Genomic DNA, 17,501 nt, shown 5'->3' with positions numbered 1-17,501 from the left:
ACACTAATAACAGGCCCTAGAACGCCGCGTACTCCGCCATCCAGTTCCCGGCGGCGGCAAAGAGCAGCCGCACCAATGCCGGATTGAGCGGCGCCAGCTCGCCGCAGGCATGCGCGAGCTCGGCTTCGTCCTCGGGCGTCTCGATCGCCTGCGCGCAACGCAGCAATGCCTGCAGCTCGCCCGGGCCTCCCTGCAGCGCCTCGGCCACCGGCTGCGCGACGTGCAGCTCGTCGGCGAGATCGGCCACGCTGCGCTCGAGCACGAAGTGCAGCAGCGAGAACATGCCCGTCATGAACGCCGCGTCCGAGAAATCGTCGTCGCCCGGACGCATGCGCTTGGCCGCGAGCTCCATGAAGCGCGCCCGCGTGCCGACCAGTTGCACGAGCGCGTTCGACGCACGCGAGGTCGTGCCGCCGTCCGCATAGAGCGTGAGCAGCGCCCAGCGGTTGAGCCACGACATGCCGACGATGGCGATCGCCTCGCGCACCGAAGCGATGGGGGTCGTCCTCCCGAGCGACGCCGAGTTCACGAAGCGCAGCAAGTGCATCGTGAGCGTCGGATTGCGCTTGACCTCCTCTTCGAGGTCCGCGAGCGACGGCTCCATGTTCAGCATCATCATCAGCTTCACGAGACTTTGCCGCTGCGGCGGAATCTTGCGCGTGGCGAGCACCTGCGGATGCGCGAAATAGAAGCCCTGGAAGTAGTCGCAGCCCGCCTGGAAAGTCGTGAAGTACTGCGCGGGCGTCTCGACCTTCTCCGCGACGACGCGCTTGCCCGCGCAGTGCATCGCCGTCACGAAACGCACGAGCGCGTTCGGCTCCCAGAGCTGCACGTCGACCTTGATGAAGTCCGCGTCCTCGAAAACGCCGCCGCGCCATTGCGTGTCTTCGCCGACGTCGTCGACCGCAAAGCGATAGCCGGCCTCCTTCAGCGCGCCGACGCGCTCGGCCAGACGCTCGTCGAACTCGACCGTCTCGAGGATCTCGATCACGAACTGCCTGGGCGGCAGGACATTGAGCATGTCGCTCATCAGCCAGTCGCGCCCGGCATTGACGAACCCGACGTGGCCGCCAAGCGCGCGATCGACGCCCTGCTCGCAGAGCGCGCCGATCACGACGTCGGCGGTTGCGCGCGTCGGATCGACGTCGCGCACCTCCTTCTCCGAGAGCGAGCGGAACAGCAGCTCGTAGGCGACAAGCGATCCTTGTCGATTCAGGATGGGCTGACGGCCGAGATAGGAGGTCAGGGCGATCAAAGACAACGCTGCGGGGTCGTTCATGGTGCTCGGGGTGAGAATGTCCTGACACGATTACGGATAAGGTGCACGATCCCTTGAGCAAAAAGTCCTTGCTGAGCCTTACGGCGTTATATGCTCGACTACCTGGCCGATGAAAATTGTCACTCGACGTCACGAAACCGAAAGGAGCCGGCATGCAGATCAACAACGCGAGCACTGCATACTACCCTGCGCTGGATCACACCGCCGGGGGCGCGAAGGGCAACGCCGCCCAGCCGGCGGCGGCGGATCGCGGCACCGGCGTTCGGATCGCGCAGCAGCAGCCCGCCGATACGCCAGCACCGACCGAGAGCACGCGCGTGAGCTTGTCGCCGAAGGGGGTGGCGGCGGCGTCGGCCGATGCGGTGGCGGGCGCGGCGGCCACGGCCCAGTCCGGCGGCGCGAACACCGGCGCCGGCAGCGATCCGGGCTCCAACGCCAATACGAGCACGAACACCAGCGCCGATTCCAACGGCGGGGACAGGCCCGACAGCGCGAGCGGCAACGCCGACGCCAGCAATACCGGCGACTCGGCGTCGCCCATCAAGTCGTTCGTCTACGGCACGCTCGGGCTCGAACATCCGAATCAGCAGGCGCATGACTCGGATGGGTTTTATAGCGCGGGGAAATGGCTGGGGGCGGTGTTGACGGTGGGGGGGCTGATTTCGATCCTTGCTTGAGGTGCGCTGAGCGTCTCATTCAAAGCGCCGCAAGCAATAACACGTCAACGCAAGCCGGACGACAGTTGCCCCGGGAGATACCCGCCCGCGAACCCGGACAGGTTCGGAGCGCTGGCCGGCTTATCGAGCGCGGCCGGCGCCGCATCGCTGGCCGGAACGCTCAGGCCAGGCGCCAGGTAAATGAACTTCCACTTCCCGTATGTCTCCTCTCCCTCGAAATCCGCGTATTGCCGCGGAAATCCCGCGCGCTTGACGGTGGCCTGATCCGAACTGCTGTAGACGCCATAAAAACGATCGCCCAGCCAAAGGGAGATCCAATCGTTTTGTCCGGTAAGCGGATCCGGATACACGCGACGCAAATGATGCATCGGCTTGGGAAAGCGGGTGTCGTCCAGCAGATCGTCGACGGATTCCGGATAGGCGCGAGCCAGGCCGTAGTACCGCACGATCGCCCGCCGGTACTGGTCGCCGGCGAACAGCAGTTGCTTTTCCTCCTCGCGCCGCCGTTGCAGCGACCAGACGTCCAGCGCGCCGGCCAGCGCGATCGACATCAGCATCAGCGCGATCAACAGCGCCAGCAGGACGAGCCCGCTCTGGCGCTTCGCACGCGAGCGGCGCCGCATCGCGCGCGCGTTCGCGTGCACGACGCCGCACGCCGCGCAATCGGGATGGCTCATCTGGCCGCTCCCGCCCGGTTCGGCGGCGCACCCTGCGGACTGCTCGCCGGCGCCACGTCGTAGACGCCCGGCTTGCTCTCGTCAGGCGAGGCGATCACCGCCCATTTGTCGTCGCCGTTCACCGGATCGAGCGGGACCGCGCGCAAGTAATGCTTCGCGACCAGTTCGTCGAGCGTCTCGGGATACTGACCGTTGTCGCCGTAATATTGATCGATCGCGTTGCGCATCACCGCGACGTTCTGCTGCCGGACCTGCTCCTTCCCGCGTTCGATGCTGTGCATGTAACGCGGCACCGCCAGCGACAAAAGCAGGCCGATGATGGCCATCACGACCACGAGTTCGATCAGCGTGAATCCGCGAAACCTGCGCATGCGAGCGGTTTTCATGATGCACCGTCACCATTGTTTGTACGGAATGCCATTGATGCCGACGCGATCGGATTTCGACGACACGTCGAACACGTCCTTGCCGACGTCCCCGCTCCAGGACGACCCGCCGGCCGCCTGTTCCGGCGGCGTGCCGTACGCCCGCGCGTTCCAGGTCTCCTCGGCAGGCGTATCCGGGTCGCCCGCGAAGAACGGATCGCGCGGCACGCGGCGCAGGAACATCAACAGGCCGCCCTTGGGATCCCTGGCGTTCTTCACGCCCGTCACGAGCACGGTCAGCGACGGCGGATAGCCGGACGCCTCCGCCTCCTTTTCGATCTGCCCCGCATCGCTCGCGTCCTTGTACGCGTCGAGCGCGATGCGGATCTCGCGCAACGCGGCGCTCAGCTCCTGCTCCTTCTGACGCTGCACGATCAGTTCGGAAAACGGCATGATCGCGAGCGCGAGTATGCCCACGAGCGCAAGCGTGATCACCATCTCGATCAGCGTGAAACCACGCTGACCGAGCCGGCCTGTGCCGCCGATACGCATCGTGTTCATCCTGGCAGCCACGTTTCAGTACCCGTTCTGAATCGAGTGCAGCGGGTTTTCGCTCGGGATGTCGCCCGCGGGCATCTGGAGCGTAGCGGGCGGCGGTGCGGCCGCAGCCGGCGCCTCGGCCGGCGCGGCCGGCTGCGGCGGCGCGGTGGCGCCCAGGCCCGGCTGCGCTTCGTTGCCTGTCTGTTCCGCCGCCTGCGGCGCGCCGCCCGCGGGCGCCGCACCCTGGGCCGGCGCCGCCCCCTCTGCGGGTGCGGGCAGCGCCGGCTGCTGTCTCGAGAAACGCCCGCCGTACGGTTCAGGCGGCGGCGTCGTGCGAGGCGCGGCGGGCATCTGCCCGAACGCGCCGTTCTCCGGCGACGGCTGCGCGCGGCTCGCCGCCGCGCCCAATGCTGGCGACGCGCCGCCGCCCGTCGTGCCGCCGCCCACGAGGCCGGGAACCGGTTTCACCTTGGGCGTCGCGGCCTCGGCCGGTGCTCCGGGAGCTTCCGCGTTCAGCGCCACCGGATCGAGCCGCAGCTGGTCGGCGTGCACGTTGACGTCGGTGCCTGACCACACTTCCTGCGTATCCGCATCCGCCGCGATCTGCGGACGAACGATGTGCGGCGTGATCTGCAGCACGATCTCGGTCTTCGTGTGGTCGCCTCCGTGATCCGAGAACAGGCGGCCGAGCAGCGGCAACTGTCCGAGGCCCGGCACCTTGTTCGCGTTCTGGCGGTCCTGGTCCGAGATCAGCCCGCCGAGGATCTGTGTTTCGCCGTCTCGCAGGCGCAGGTTCGTCGACGCGCTGCGCGTGCCGATCTGATAGGCGAGCGAGCTCAGGCCCTGCGAATTGCTGCTCGAGATCGTATTGGTGATGTTGCTGACCTCGAGATTCAGCTTGATGCCGACGTCGCCGTCGCGATAGACCTGCGGCTCCACCTCGAGCTTGATGCCGACGTCGAGGTACTGGATCATCTGCGTGAACGACGGGCCGCTCGTGCTCGGCGTGCTCGAGCTCGAAATCACCGGCACCTTGTCGCCGATCATGATGCGCGCCTTCTCCTTGTTGCGGGTGCGGATGCGCGGGCTCGCGAGCAGGTTCGCATCGGTATCCGTGAGCTTGAAGTCCGCGGTCGCGGACAGGTTGCTGACATTCAGCGCATTGACCGGCAAATGGTGCAGCGCGCCCCACGTATCGGCCGTGCTCGGCGTCGACACCGTGAACGAGTTGGGCCAGTCGATGCCGAGCTGCGTCATCCGCTCGTGCGACACCTCCAGCACCTGGACTTCGAGCATCACTTCCGGCTCCGGCAGGTCCTGCGCGGCGATCATTTCTTCGGCAACCTTGATGGTGTCCGGCGTGCCGCGGATGGTCACGGTGTTCGCGCGCTCGTCGATCACGACTTCCTTCACTTTCAGCAGGCTCTTCAGCAGCGACTGGACCTGCTTCGCGTCGACGTTCGACAACTGGAACGTGCGCACCTTGAGCTCCTGGTATTCGAGCTCCTTCGCGGGGGTCGCCGGGTAGATGAACAGCGTGTTCGCGTTCATCTGCTTCTTGTCGAGCTGGTTCTGCATCAGGATCATGTCGACCGTGTCCTGCAGCGACGCATTCTGCACGAAGATCGTCGTCTTCAGGTCGGCGCGCACGTCCCGGTCGAAAATGACGTTCAGTCCCGACGTGCGCGACAGCGCTTCGAACACCATCCGCACGTTCGCGTCGCGGAACTGCAGCGACACCGGCGTGCGCATGATCGACGAGGCGGCGAGCTTGTCGTCCCGTTCCGTGTGCTGCAGGCGGCGCTTTTCGTCGAGCTCCTTCTGCATCCGCAACGCCATCGCATTGGCCGGGTCCTCGACCAGCACGCGGTGCACGCGATCGGCCGCCTGCGCATACGAGCCGCGCTTCATCATTCGATCGGCTTCCTGCAGGATCGCCAGATGCTTGCGGTCCTGCTCGATCATCGCGCCGATCCTGCGTGCGCGCTCGCTGGCCGGATCGAGCTCGGTCGCCATGTAGACGGATCGGGCCGCGTCGTCGAACTGGTTGTCCTGACGAAGCTTGTCGGCGCTATCGAGGAGCTGGTTGACTTGGGCGTCGCGGTCGTGCATCGCGTCGATCTTCACCTGCGCATTGGTCGGATCGTCGTGAAGGTTCGGCACGTGCGCGCAGCCGCCGCACGCGAGCACCGCCGCGGCGATCGCCAGCGCGCGTTTCGTCGTGATCCGGCTTGCCGGCGGGCGGCAGGGATCGAACGGGATGACAGGCGAGAGGCGTGTCGATGGGCCGCTATCCCCGTTGCGGCGCGCACCCCGTGTGCGTGAGGTTTTCATCTACTTTCCTTCCCTTGGAATGGATACCACCTGCATCTGGTTCAGCGGCAGATAGGTGAGCACCACGTCCGACTCCGAAACGGACTCGACACGATATTGGCTATCGATCACGTCGCCCGGCGAAACGATCAGCAACTGATCGCCGTTGCTGAGAAACACCTGCGGCTTCTCCGCCTTGGCGTCCAGTTCGCCGACGTAGGCGAAAGGCACCGGAGGCGCCGCTGGCGGAGCCGCACGCTTTTCGGGCGGCGGCGGCTCGACGGGCGGCGGCGGCAGCCATGACGACGCGGTGAACGGATCGTTCGCCGCTTCGACGGACACCGGCGCGCGCAACGCTGCGAGCCTCGCGCGCGGCGTCGCCGCTGCTGCCGTGCTGGCCGACGCAGGCGCAGCGTGCGCGACCGCCTGCGACGGCAGCGCGCGATGCGCGGCGGCCGGCTTCGCACGCGCGCTGTCGCGATGCAGGCCGTCGAACGCCGCGACCGGCGCCGGCTCCCGTGTCGCCGCAATCAGCATGCGATACCCGACACCGGCGACGACGATGCAACACAACGCCAGCGCGACGCGCCTGAGCGGAGCAAGTTTGATGGCGGCGGCATTCATGGCTGGGCGCTCCGATAGATGAGCTCGAATCGCACGCGCGCGTCGAGGATGTTGCTGCCCACTGCGGGACGCTCGACGTGGATCTCCTGCAGCGCCGCGTTCGGCACGCTGTTGAGCACCGACGCGAGAAAATGCCGGATTGCGCCGTACTGATCCTTGACGGGCAGCATCACCTGATAGCGCGCGAAGCGCGCGCCCGATTCGGTCGTCACCGCGTACTCGGCCGACCCGAGCGTCAGATTGCTGTCGCGCGCCCGCGCGAAGATCGACGCGATGTCGTCGGCGCTTTGCGAGAAGCGCGGGAACAGGTCGGGCAACGCCTCGAGCGCCACCGCGTCCGCCGCCGCGCTGCGCTCGTCGACCGGACGGTGGCTGCGCATCGCCCGCAAGAGCCCCGCGGGATCCTGCATCGCGCGGGTATCGGATTCCACGCTGGAGATCGTGGCAACCATGATTGCCGCCGCGCCGATCATCAGCATGCCGACGAGTCCCGGCAGACCGAACGAGCGCTGCAACTCGAATCTCAGCGTGAGCAGCAGGTCCCGTAGCCGATCCGCTTTCATGACTTCCTCCAGACGGCCGTGATCAGGAAACGCACCGGTTTTCCCGGCACGTTGTTCTCGACGAGGTGAGCGTTGAGCACCGCTTCGCGCAGCAGCACGCTCGACTGCAAATACTTCAGGTACGCGATCATCTCGTCGAGATTCTTCGCTTCGGCCGTGATGCGAATCTGGCCCTGTGCCGGGTTCTGGTCGATGCCGATCAGCGCGACGTCATGGTCCGGATAGTCCTCGACGATCGAAAAGAGGTCCTGCCACGGCACGGTCAGTTCGCGCAGGATCGACTGGCTCTGCTTTTCCGCGAGCCTGGCGGCCGGGGTCGGCGGCGGCTTCACGGCGTGCCGCTGCGCGAGCGTCCGATGCTGGACGGCCTCCGCTTGCGCCTGCGCGCGATCGTTCTCCGCGTATGCATGCCACAGCCGCCCGCCGCATGCGATCAGCAGCAGCGCGGCGGCGCACAGCAGGATCATGCCGCTCGTCTCGGTGCGAACACGGCGCCGGCAGAAGTCGATATCGGGGATCTGCATCATTGCGCATACTCCATCAACCGATGCGCGGGCGAACCGTCGATCGCCGGCTGCGCCGGCCCTACCGGACGTATCGCGGCCGCGAAACGCGCTTCGAACGGCGCGGGGTCGGTGTCGATCCCGTACAGATAGATCTTGCAGTCCTCGCGCTTGACGCCCGAGCGCGTCGCCGAACGTTCGAACAGATGCTCGGCGAATTCGGCAAGCCGCGACGCGTCGCCTGCATCGCCGGGAAAGAGGCGCTGCGCGTCGTAAGCAGCCCAGCCGCTGCCCTCGATCATGACCGCCTGCATCAACTCGTCGGCGACGAACAGCAGCAGCGCATCGCCGTCGGTCTCCGGCGCAATGCGATTCAGCATCTCCGGAAGACACAGTCTCAAGCTGCGGATGCGGACATCGCCGGATGCGCTCACGTCATGCATGCCTTGACACAGCGTGCGCGACATCGCGCTCGCAAAGAGCGCGCGGCCGCCATGCTGCACGCAATAGCGCACGGCCAGCGATTCGCCGGCGATCCCGTACATGTCCGAGAAATGGGCAAGCGCGATCTCTTCGAGTTCGCGCATGCGCAGCGTGCGGAAGTCGCCGCGCAATATCGCGTGGTTGCACCAGAAATCGCCGAGCACGATGTGCGCGCTGCGCTTCGACGGCGTCCTCCCCCTCTCTTGCGCTTCGGCGGCATCGGCGCCGGGCGTGGCGGCAAGCGCGGCGCGCAGCGCATCGAGCACGCCCGGCTCGGTGCCGAACTGCTCAGCGGGAATGGCGACGCTGACCGGATCGGCGGCGGGCAAGTGCTTGCGCGGACGCCACAGCGCGGGCGCGCGGATCCCGACGACGATCTCGCTCGCACCGACTCCGATCGCAACCGGGCTATTCGACCATCGTGACACGATTGATCTCCTCGAGTGTCGTCTCGCCGCGCCGGACCAGCTCGATCGCCGCCGAGCGCAGCGTCTTCATCCCATAGCGCATCGCCGCCTCCTTGATGTGCCCGAGCGGCGCGCGCTCCGACAGCAGCTGCCTCAGCTCGTCGTTCATGCGCAACGCCTCCGCGATCGCACGCCGTCCGCGATATCCGCTGCCGCGGCACGTCGCACAGCCGGCGCCGCGGCGAAACAGATAGCTGCCGGCCGTGTCCGGGTCGATGCCCGAGCGGACGAGCGCATCCGCGTCGACCTTGTCCTCGATCAGGCAATCCGTGCAGCACTGACGCAGCAGCCGTTGCGCGACCACGCCGTTGAGCGCGGAAACGAAGCTGTAGGGATCGACCTCCATGTTCGTGAAGCGGCCGATCACGTCGAACACGTTGTTCGCGTGGACGGTCGTGAACACCTGGTGACCGGTCAGCGCGGCCTGTACGGCGATCTGTGCGGTTTCCGGATCGCGGATCTCGCCGACCATGATCTTGTCCGGGTCGTGCCGCAGAATCGACCGCAGTCCGCGCGCAAACGTCAGGCCCTTCGCTTCGTTGACCGGAATCTGCAGGATTTCGCCCAGTTGATACTCGACCGGATCCTCGATCGTCACGATCTTCTCCAGGCCGTTGTTGATTTCGGTGAGAATCGCGTAAAGCGTCGTGGTCTTGCCGCTGCCGGTCGGACCCGTCACGAGCAGCATCCCGTACGGCATCGACGCGATCGAGCGCATGAAGCGCGTATCGCCCGGCTGGAATCCCAGCGCCTCGAGCGTCAGGCCGCCCGCGGCCTGAGAAAGCTGATAGCGGTCGAGAATCCGCAGCACCGCGTCCTCGCCGAACTGGTTCGGCATGATCGACACGCGGAAATCGATCTCGCGCCCCGCGTAAAGCGCCTTGAAGCGCCCGTCCTGCGGCACGCGGCGCTCCGCGATATCGAGCTCGGAGATCACCTTCACGCGCGACAGCACCTGGTCCGCGACGTCACGCCCTTCGACGCGGCCCACCACGGCGAGCACGCCGTCGACACGGCACTTGATCATCAACCCGTTCGCCCGGCATTCGAGATGGATGTCGCTCGCGAGCATCTTGAGCGCATCGTAGATCGTCGAATTGAGCAGCCGCACCACCGGACTGTCGTCACTGCTGATGCCCTGCAGCGTCAGCGCGAGCGACGCAGGATCGGCCGTGCTCTGGATCGGATCGTCGAACGCGAGCGAGTCCATCGCGCGGACGTCCTTCTCGCGCACGGTCAGGTAGGCGTTGAGGTCCCCTGCGCTCGCAAGCGCCCAGCCGTACGGCACCGTGGGCCGCGAACGCATCCGATGCTCGACCCAGCCGCGCGTGCGTGCATCGAGTGGATCGGCGATCGCGAACAGCAGCGCGTTGCCGCCGTCGGGATCGCGAAAACACACGCACAGGCGCGTCGTGGCCTCGACGAACGACACCACGTCGAAATCCGGTTCGAGCCGGTTCAGCTCGCGCATCCCGATCGGCTTCATCCGGAATTGCGCGGCGAGCTGCGAGCGCATCTCGTCCGCACCGAGCGACGTCTGCGCCATCAGCTCCTCGAGCGCGCGAATGCCGGAACCGTGCCGCTCGCCGAGCGCGCGCAGGACGTCGCGAAGTTCGGCGCGCGCGTCGGGGAGGTTTTCCGGTGTTGTGGTGACGGTATCCACGCGCTTCCCCAAGACGGTTTACTGAATGCTCGACGCGATTTCGAAGATCGGCATGTACATCAGCACGACGATTCCGCCGATCACCACGCCGATCACGATCATCATCGCGGGCTCGATCAGCCGCGAGATCAGGTCGATCGTGCGCGACACCTGTGCTTCCTGGAACGCGGCGATCCGATCGAGCACGGGCCCCAGACCGCCGGTCTTCTCGGCGACCGTCAGCAAGCGATATGCAATCGCATTCGCAAGTCCGGCCTGCTGGAACGCATCGGAGATCCGCGCGCCGTTGCGCACCTGCTGCAGCGCGCTCGCGAGCGCGATGCGGTCCGCGCCGCCGACCAGGCCGCGTGCGAGATCGAATGCGCGAACGGCCGGAATGCCGCCATCGACCAGCATCGCGGCCGTGCGATAGAACTGCGACTGGCGGAACACGCGGAAGTGTTGTCCGATGCCGGGCAATGCCAGCAGGCGATCGGCGATCCAGATCCGCAGCGCCGGACGGCGCAACGCGATGCCGGTCGACACGGCCAGCACCGCGAGGCCGATGCACAGCTCGCCGCCGTGCGCGTGCACCATGCCGCCCCACGCCATCAGCATTCGCGACATCAGCGGCAGTTCGCGTCCGCTGTGTTCGAGGAGCGTCGCGAACCTCGGCACGACGAAACCGAGCAGGAACAGCACGACGGCCGCGCCGACGAACAGCAGGACCGTCGGATAGATCGCCGCCGACACCACGCGCCCGCGCAGCTCGTGGAGCGTCGCGCTATTGCGCGAGTAGCGGGTCAGGCTATCGGCGAGACCGCCGGTCTGCTCGCTCGCTTTCACGCACGCCACCAGCACCGGCGGAAAGATGTGGCTCGCGTGCTCGAGCGCCGCGGACAGCGACTGCCCCTCTTCCAGTTGCCGCAGCAGATCGCGATACACCTGCGCGGAGGCTTCGCGCCGCTCGTTGCCGCCGAGCGTGCGCAGCGCGTCGACGACGCCCACGCCCGCATCGAGCAGCGCCGCGAGCTCGCGCGCGAAAAGCTCGACGTTGAACCGCGCGCCCGGCATCCCGATCCGGCTCGCGCCGCGCCGCTGCCGCCGGGCGTCCGCGGTCACCGACACGACGCGAAGGCCGCGCGAGCGCGCGAGCGCTGCCGCAGTCGCCGACGAATCGCTGTCGATGCAAAGCGTCTGGACCGAGCCATTCGTATCGAAGACACGCAGCATGAACTTCACGTCGACTCTCCTTGCAGACCACTCACCCCAGGCGCGGCCGCCGCGCCACACGTCCCTACCACGACGAGATCGTCACGTTCTCGCCGGTGCCGCCGCCGCGACCGTCCTTGCCGAGGGTATAGAGGTCGTAGTCGCCGTGCTCGCCCGGCGAGCGATACTGATACGGACGGTCCCACGGATCCACGGGAACCGCCTTCTGCAGGTAGGGGCCGCTCCAGTGCGGCTCGTTCTGCGGCTTGTTCACGAGTGCATCCAGACCTTCTTCGCTCGTCGGATAGGCACCGACATCGAGCCGGTATTGATCGAGCGCCTGGCCGAGCGACACGATCTGCGCACGCGCGATCTTCACGTTCGACTTGCCGACCTGATCGAAATACCGAGGCGCGACGAGACCCGCCAGCAGCCCGATGATGACCATCACGACGAGCAGCTCGAGCAACGTGAAGCCGCGGCTTGCGCGCGCGCGGGAAACGAGCCCGGCACAACACCGCGGATGTCCCGGCATGCCGGGCTGGATCGAGGACGATTCGTCGCGCACGGCCCCCTCCTTCTGTCGACCTACCGCTTCAGCGCCGCTGAAGCCCTTGAATGCATTCTTGTTCAGGTCGATACGAGCCGGAAGTAGGGAGCGCCGTCCATTGACATGGGTAAAGCCCCCCCAGTTGCGCGGTCCGTTTATGGAGGGTTTTCACACACGGTCGTTGTCGCTCAGCGCGAGCACGCCGATGTCGATCGCGAAGTGCACGAGGCCGGTCAGATTGTTGATGCCGAGCTTGCGCATCAGGTTCGCGCGATGCTTTTCAATCGTTTTCGGGCTGAGCTTCAGGCACTCGCCGACCTGCCGGCTCGTGTGCCCTTCGACGACGAGACGCAGCACCGTACGTTCGCGGCTCGTCAGCGCATTCCATAGCCGCGCCTTGTGCGCGCTCTCCTCGCGCAGCCCGCGCAGGCCCGCGCGGGCCCGGTACGCGTCGAGACCGACCACGCACTTGCCCTGCATCACGAAACGCATCTCGCGGACCAGGTCGGCGAACGACGAGTCCTTGACCACGTATCCGTCCGCACCGGAGGCGAACGACTCCCTCACGTGGTCTTCGCTGCGGTGAACGGTGAGGACGATGATCCGCGTATGCGGCGCACCGCGCTTGATTGCTGTGATCGCCTCGAAGCCGCTGCCGCCCGGCATCGACAGATCCATCAGGACCAGGTCGGGCAGCGTCTGTGCGGCGAGGCGGCAGGCATCGATCCCACCGCTCGCCTCTCCGGCGATGCAGTAGTCGTCCAGCTCGGAAACCATGCGGCAAAGGCCCATGCGCAACAGATGCTGGTCCTCGACGATCAGTACGCGATACTTCTTGTCCAATTTCGCCGCTCCTTGCCGGAGGTCTTGCGTCTAGTTGGAAACGACGACGTCGTGATAAGCGGCGAGCAGCTCCGACGGCGTCGCGAAGCCGTCGATGCGCATCCACGGCTTGCCGGGCGCGGCACGCAGGAACGTCACCGGCGTGTGATTCATCTTGTCGCCGCGATAGGCATTGAACGCGCGCTGCGCTGCGATGCTCGCCTCGACCGTGCCGGTGTAGTGCTGCCACTCGGGACCGGGTTCGAACTTCGCCGCGTAGGCTTTGAGCCGTGCGGGCGTGTCCTCTTCCGGATCGATCGAGATCGACACGATGTGCACCTTGTCGCGGTCCGGGCCCAGCTCGCTTTGCAGCCGCTCGAGCGTCTGGCTGATCATCGGGCAGATGGTCGTGCAGGTGGTGTAGATGAATGTCAGGATCACCGGCCGGCCGTCGTCCACCTCACTGACCAGCGACACCGTCTTGCCGTCGTCCCGCACGAGTTCGACCGGCGGCAGCGTGTACTCGACCATCGAGTGCGTCGTGCCCGGCATGACATGGTGATGCATGTGCATGTCGGCGTCTTTGGTGGCGTTCTCGGTGGCGTTCTCCGTGGCGTTCCCGGTAGCGCTCTCGGTGGCGCTTTCGACAGGCGCGCACCACACGGCAGTCGTCGCCAGCGCGGCTCCCGCGAGCACGAATGCACCCATCGTCGATTTGGCAATCCCTTTCATATCGGTCTCCCTGGCGACAAGCGAAGCCGCGACGGTCTCTGCGCCTCGCACTTGCAGTGTCTTGAATTTGTCCGCGAGCGTCATCGGATGACGCCCCCCAAAGGCCGGTAGGGTATGTCCGCTCGATGGGATACCCGCAGTGTGCTGCGGGGAAGTCCCCACACTACGACCCCGCACTCCCCCGGTTGCGGCGTGCGTTGATCGCGGCCTAAAATGGCAGCGACCTTACGGTTTCCTGAAGACCACGCATCGGGGGCTCCCATGATTGAACGCCAGCCAGGAGGGCCGCAGATAAGGCTGATCGATCTGATCGATGCGATGCGCAAGCTGCGCGGCGCGGTCCATCCGAGCGATCGCGGCGCCGGCATCGTCACCGATGCGCGCGGAGCAGCACTTGCCGTCCTCACACTCGACGGAACCTTCGTATCGGCGAATCGCAGTGCCGCGGCGCTGTTGGGATATTCGAGCGCCGATCTCGTCGGCAAGCATCTCACCGACATGGCGCCCGACGACGCTCACGCAGAGTTGGCAGACGAATTGTCCAGAAGCGCCGCCAGTCAGCTTCATTCGTTCAGCGCGATGCTCAGCGGGCGGACGGGGCATCCCGCGCAGCTCGTGCTGCATCAGCAATCGCTTCCCGCCAGGCAAACGGGCGTCAGCCTATTGCTGACGCTGTTCGAAGAACCGCTGGTCTTCGAGCCCGGACCGCGCGACGCGGCCGAGGCGCTCGACGCGAGCGAGCGCACGTGCCAGACCTACCTGATGATGGGTCAGCAGAAGGAGCGTCATCGGCTTGCCGCGGAACTGCACGATGGTCTCGGCCAGGCATTGACGCTCATCAAGCTGATGAACGAGGACGCACTCATGCGCATTCGTCGCGGCGAGATCGACGAAGCGGCGAATCTGCTCGATGCAACCGTTTTCCGAATCCGCGAAACGATCGGCGACGTGCGGCAGATATGCGGTGAACTGCGGCCGCCGATGCTCGACAAGCTCGGCCTGCCCGCGGCATTGGCTTCGCTGTGCCGGCGCATCGAGCGCGACATGGATACGCTGTCGGTCGAGTTCAATTGCGACGTCGACGACGACGACGTGCCGGAGCATCTGAAGGCGGACATGTTCAGGGTCGCGCAGGAGGCGTTCAACAACGTCGTCAAGCATGCGCAGGCCACCGAAATCCGGCTCGGCTTGCGACACGGCGCGGACGGCCTGCTGCTGACGATCCAGGACAACGGCATCGGCTACGAGAACCGCCCGCTCACGACGGAAGACGCGCACACGACCGGGCTCGGCCTGATCGGCATGCAGCACCGCGTCGAGTCGCATGGCGGCACGTTTTCGATCCAGTCGTCGGCCACGGCGGGCACGCTCGTCTCGGCAACCTGGTCGCTCTGACGCGCGCGACCGCTCTCAGCCCTTCGCCTCGCCGAGCGGATATTCGTGCAATTGCGCACGCACGCCGGCGGTTACCGCCTGATCGCCGTTGTTGACCGAGTGCGTGGGCACGGCGTCCGCATTCGGCTCCGCGCATTTCGCCGCGAGCGTGGTCAACAGGCCCATGTTCATCGCGACGAGCACCAGCTCCGTCAGGTTCGCGATATGGAGCTTGTGCATCATGCTCGCACGATATTTCTCGATCGTCTTCGGGCTCAGATTCAGGTATTGACCCACCTGCCTGTTGGTGCGCCCTTCGGCAATCAGCTTCAACACGCTGCGCTCGCGAGCCGTCAGGATGTCCCAGGCCTTCCTCGGCGCAGGCATTTCGCGGCCGGTCACGAACGAGTCGACCATGTACCCGTACACGTCTGCGCTCAGATGCTTCTTCCCCTGCATGACCGTTCGCATCGCGAGCAGGAGCTCGTCGAACGAGACGTCCTTGAGCACGTAGCCGTCGACGCCCGCACGCAGCGCTTCCCGCACATACTCCTCGCTTTGATGAACCGTGAGCGCAACGATCCGCACGTTCGGCGATCGCCGCTTGATCGTTGCGCTCGCATCGATGCCGTTCATGCCGCGCATCGACAGATCCATCAGCATCAGATCGGGGGTGAGCGTCATCGCATGGTGACACGCCTCCTTGCCATCCTTCGCTTCGCCGACGACCTCGTAATCCCCTTGCGCGCACAGCATCGACCGCAGACCATTTCTGAGCAGATCATGGTCCTCCGCAATTACAACGCGATATTTGGTATTCACGACTTCCACTCCCGGTTGCCAACCCCCCGGTCGCGGCGATGCGTTCCGTGTGGATACGTCATTTCCGCAGTTCCGGAAACTCTCGCTGGGTGTTTTCCCAGTCCAGATTAATAAATTCAATTTCCAGACAACCGACTGCTATGCGGTTCGCTTCTGCAAGGTTCGCGCCACTGCCCCGAAAGCCAACAGCGTCCAGCATGTGGGCTCGGCACGACCGCCCGGAATCGACCGGGTCCGTCCGGAATGTTTCAGAATTGAATCGGGGTGGCCTTCCCCGGTGCGTCAGTGCGACTACGGATAGCGGGAATACTTCCCTTCTTTCAGGAGGGATGGAAATGATTTGGCTGCGGCGACGCCATAATTAGAAGAAACCAACGACGCGTCGCGCGCATCGCGAATCCATATCGTTTACAGCCCATTACGGCCCGCAACGAATGTAACGTTTTTGGACACCACGTCGAAGCGGACGTTTCGCGCGTCAAAGTGTAGGGGGGTGCCCCATTGCCGATCCGATTTCTCATCGACAACAATCCAGGTGCAGGAGACCTGGAAGATGCACCAACGCCCTTCATCCCGATTGGGAAACGCAATCGTTGCCGCATGCGTGGGGCTTGGCTCGGCGTGGCCGTGCGTCGCGAGCGCGCAAATATTCGGCACAGTTGCGAGCAATGGCGTAATCGTCCTGACGAACGAGCCCGGCAAGGCCGGCTTGAAAGTGATCGTCGCAGGCGATGCGCCCGCCGGGGCCGGCACGAAGCGCACCGCTTCGACGGCGGCCGGCGACACCATGCTGTCCTCGTTCGCGGACGTGATCGACGAAGCGAGCCGCGCGTTTCGCGTTCGGCCTGAACTCCTTCGCGCGGTGATCGACGTCGAATCGGGATACAACCCGAAGGCGGTGTCGGACAAAGGCGCGCTCGGACTCATGCAGTTGATGCCTGACACCGCGCGGCGCTTTTCGCGCGGAGACATGCTCAATCCACGCGACAACGTGCTGGCCGGCGCGCAGTATCTGCGATTCCTTCTCGACCTGTTCAAGGAGAACGTCGAGCTGACGCTTGCCGCGTATAACGCCGGTGAAAACGCCGTGATTCGCGCCGGCTATCGCATTCCGTCGTTTCCGCAGACGCGCCAGTACGTCCCGCGCGTCCTGGCGCGTTACAAGCAGCTCCTCGCTGCGAGTTGACGATTCACCCTGTCCACCACGCGTCGCGACGCGGCGGACGCCGCGCACGAAAGCGTTGCCGCGCGTCACGAAGAGGTGACGCTCGGCAACGCGTAACGATCCGTTCCGGCCGTCTGACGGCTCAAGGAAATGCGGGAATGGTCGGATCCTCCCCTTCGAGGTGCGCCTCCGCATGGTGAAGCTTGATCAGGTCCTCGATCTCGTGGACGCGGTCCTTCGGAATATCGATCATCATCAGCAGCTCGCCGCGTCCGATCCCTTCTTCGAAACGCTTCAAGCGCGTATTCGGCACGTCGACGCCGATCATCGACGCCGCCCACGCGCCCATGCCGGCGCCGGACAACGTGATCGTCACGACGGCGCCGCCGGCGATCGGCAGGCCTTCCGGCGGAAAGACCAGCGCGATCAGCCCCATCAGCATCCCGGTCGCGCAACCGACCGCCGTGCCTCGAGCAAGTGACGGAAGCAGATCGCTCCGCTGCGCAAGCGTCGCCGCCGGCAAGCCATCGAGCACAACGTTGTGGTTCGCCACGACATGGATATGCCGCCACTCGATTCGTTGCAACAGAAGCTCGGTCACGATCGACTGCGCGCATTGCGGCGTCGGCAACAGAAAATATACGCGTCTCATGGCTACCACCCCTACCGTGCGTCAGGAATGCATCGATGT

20 protein-coding genes are annotated in these 17,501 nt (G+C 65.6%); 3 read left to right on the top strand and 17 right to left on the bottom strand.

Features of this window, described 5'->3' with window-relative positions; all coding sequences use genetic code 11:
* Window positions 1-16: 16 nt before the first annotated feature.
* Complete coding sequence (locus FAZ69_RS11250; protein ID WP_136894312.1) at window positions 17-1,279, bottom strand: EAL and HDOD domain-containing protein; 1,263 nt, start codon at window positions 1,277-1,279, stop codon at window positions 17-19.
* Window positions 1,280-1,431: 152 nt separating this feature from the next.
* Between FAZ69_RS11250 and FAZ69_RS11245 the strand changes: the two genes are divergently transcribed.
* A complete protein-coding gene (locus FAZ69_RS11245; protein ID WP_136894311.1) occupies window positions 1,432-1,956 on the top strand; it encodes a hypothetical protein in 525 nt (174 codons plus the stop codon).
* Between the two features lie 44 nt (window positions 1,957-2,000).
* On the opposite strand, the gene FAZ69_RS11240 is transcribed toward FAZ69_RS11245, so the two are convergent.
* From FAZ69_RS11240 to FAZ69_RS11180, 13 genes are all read right to left on the bottom strand, one after another.
* The gene (locus FAZ69_RS11240) at window positions 2,001-2,633 is read right to left on the bottom strand and encodes a type II secretion system GspH family protein (protein ID WP_240702188.1); all 633 of its coding nucleotides are present in this window, start codon (window positions 2,631-2,633) and stop codon (window positions 2,001-2,003) included.
* Window positions 2,630-3,019 carry a type IV pilin protein gene (locus tag FAZ69_RS11235; RefSeq protein ID WP_136894310.1) on the bottom strand — a complete coding sequence of 130 codons (390 nt, stop codon included), beginning with the start codon at window positions 3,017-3,019 and terminating at the stop codon, window positions 2,630-2,632. The genes FAZ69_RS11240 and FAZ69_RS11235 overlap by 4 nt, the downstream gene beginning before the upstream one ends.
* Window positions 3,020-3,028: 9 nt before the next feature.
* Window positions 3,029-3,559 (bottom strand): type II secretion system protein, encoded by a 531-nt coding sequence (locus FAZ69_RS11230; protein WP_136894308.1) that lies wholly within the window; start codon window positions 3,557-3,559, stop codon window positions 3,029-3,031.
* 15 nt (window positions 3,560-3,574) lie between these two features.
* On the bottom strand, window positions 3,575-5,872 hold the full coding sequence (locus FAZ69_RS11225; protein WP_136894306.1) for a type IV pilus secretin PilQ: 2,298 nt from the start codon (window positions 5,870-5,872) through the stop codon (window positions 3,575-3,577).
* The gene (locus tag FAZ69_RS11220) at window positions 5,873-6,475 is read right to left on the bottom strand and encodes a hypothetical protein (RefSeq protein ID WP_136894304.1); all 603 of its coding nucleotides are present in this window, start codon (window positions 6,473-6,475) and stop codon (window positions 5,873-5,875) included.
* A complete protein-coding gene (locus FAZ69_RS11215; RefSeq protein ID WP_136894302.1) occupies window positions 6,472-7,038 on the bottom strand; it encodes a hypothetical protein in 567 nt (188 codons plus the stop codon). The genes FAZ69_RS11220 and FAZ69_RS11215 overlap by 4 nt, the downstream gene beginning before the upstream one ends.
* The gene (locus FAZ69_RS11210) at window positions 7,035-7,565 is read right to left on the bottom strand and encodes a hypothetical protein (RefSeq protein WP_136894300.1); all 531 of its coding nucleotides are present in this window, start codon (window positions 7,563-7,565) and stop codon (window positions 7,035-7,037) included. Before FAZ69_RS11210 ends, FAZ69_RS11215 begins: the two co-directional genes overlap by 4 nt.
* Complete coding sequence (locus FAZ69_RS11205) at window positions 7,562-8,452, bottom strand: hypothetical protein (protein ID WP_136894298.1); 891 nt, start codon at window positions 8,450-8,452, stop codon at window positions 7,562-7,564. Before FAZ69_RS11205 ends, FAZ69_RS11210 begins: the two co-directional genes overlap by 4 nt.
* Window positions 8,433-10,154, bottom strand: a complete 1,722-nt coding sequence (locus FAZ69_RS11200; RefSeq protein WP_136894296.1) for a GspE/PulE family protein — start codon at window positions 10,152-10,154, stop codon at window positions 8,433-8,435. The genes FAZ69_RS11205 and FAZ69_RS11200 overlap by 20 nt, the downstream gene beginning before the upstream one ends.
* An 18-nt stretch (window positions 10,155-10,172) precedes the next feature.
* Entirely contained in the window at window positions 10,173-11,375 is a 1,203-nt protein-coding gene (locus FAZ69_RS11195) for a type II secretion system F family protein (protein ID WP_136894294.1), read from the bottom strand.
* Window positions 11,376-11,430: 55 nt separating this feature from the next.
* The gene (gene gspG / locus FAZ69_RS11190) at window positions 11,431-11,880 is read right to left on the bottom strand and encodes a type II secretion system major pseudopilin GspG (protein WP_136894944.1); all 450 of its coding nucleotides are present in this window, start codon (window positions 11,878-11,880) and stop codon (window positions 11,431-11,433) included.
* 183 nt (window positions 11,881-12,063) lie between these two features.
* On the bottom strand, window positions 12,064-12,738 hold the full coding sequence (locus tag FAZ69_RS11185) for a response regulator (RefSeq protein WP_136894293.1): 675 nt from the start codon (window positions 12,736-12,738) through the stop codon (window positions 12,064-12,066).
* A gap of 30 nt (window positions 12,739-12,768) precedes the next feature.
* Window positions 12,769-13,449, bottom strand: a complete 681-nt coding sequence (locus FAZ69_RS11180; RefSeq protein ID WP_136894291.1) for an SCO family protein — start codon at window positions 13,447-13,449, stop codon at window positions 12,769-12,771.
* A 261-nt stretch (window positions 13,450-13,710) separates the two neighbouring features.
* Here FAZ69_RS11180 and FAZ69_RS11175 point away from each other — a divergent pair, with 261 nt between their 5' ends.
* Window positions 13,711-14,844, top strand: a complete 1,134-nt coding sequence (locus FAZ69_RS11175; protein ID WP_136894289.1) for a sensor histidine kinase — start codon at window positions 13,711-13,713, stop codon at window positions 14,842-14,844.
* A gap of 15 nt (window positions 14,845-14,859) precedes the next feature.
* Here the strand turns inward: FAZ69_RS11175 and FAZ69_RS11170 are convergent, their stop codons facing one another.
* Window positions 14,860-15,645: a response regulator gene (locus FAZ69_RS11170; RefSeq protein WP_240702187.1), complete on the bottom strand. Its 786-nt coding sequence runs from the start codon at window positions 15,643-15,645 to the stop codon at window positions 14,860-14,862.
* 58 nt (window positions 15,646-15,703) lie between these two features.
* Window positions 15,704-15,844 carry a hypothetical protein gene (locus tag FAZ69_RS33230; protein WP_169708607.1) on the bottom strand — a complete coding sequence of 47 codons (141 nt, stop codon included), beginning with the start codon at window positions 15,842-15,844 and terminating at the stop codon, window positions 15,704-15,706.
* Window positions 15,845-16,198: 354 nt separating this feature from the next.
* Between FAZ69_RS33230 and FAZ69_RS11165 the strand changes: the two genes are divergently transcribed.
* Complete coding sequence (locus FAZ69_RS11165) at window positions 16,199-16,831, top strand: lytic transglycosylase domain-containing protein (RefSeq protein WP_136894287.1); 633 nt, start codon at window positions 16,199-16,201, stop codon at window positions 16,829-16,831.
* Between the two features lie 121 nt (window positions 16,832-16,952).
* Here the strand turns inward: FAZ69_RS11165 and FAZ69_RS11160 are convergent, their stop codons facing one another.
* Window positions 16,953-17,462 carry a DUF1269 domain-containing protein gene (locus FAZ69_RS11160; RefSeq protein WP_136894285.1) on the bottom strand — a complete coding sequence of 170 codons (510 nt, stop codon included), beginning with the start codon at window positions 17,460-17,462 and terminating at the stop codon, window positions 16,953-16,955.
* Between the last annotated feature and the right edge of the window lie 39 nt (window positions 17,463-17,501).

This window comes from Trinickia terrae, assembly GCF_005144415.1.
Lineage (GTDB): Bacteria > Pseudomonadota > Gammaproteobacteria > Burkholderiales > Burkholderiaceae > Trinickia_A > Trinickia_A terrae.
The sequence above is the reverse complement of the archived record's forward strand: the minus strand, read 5'-3'. Positions and strand labels throughout refer to the sequence as shown.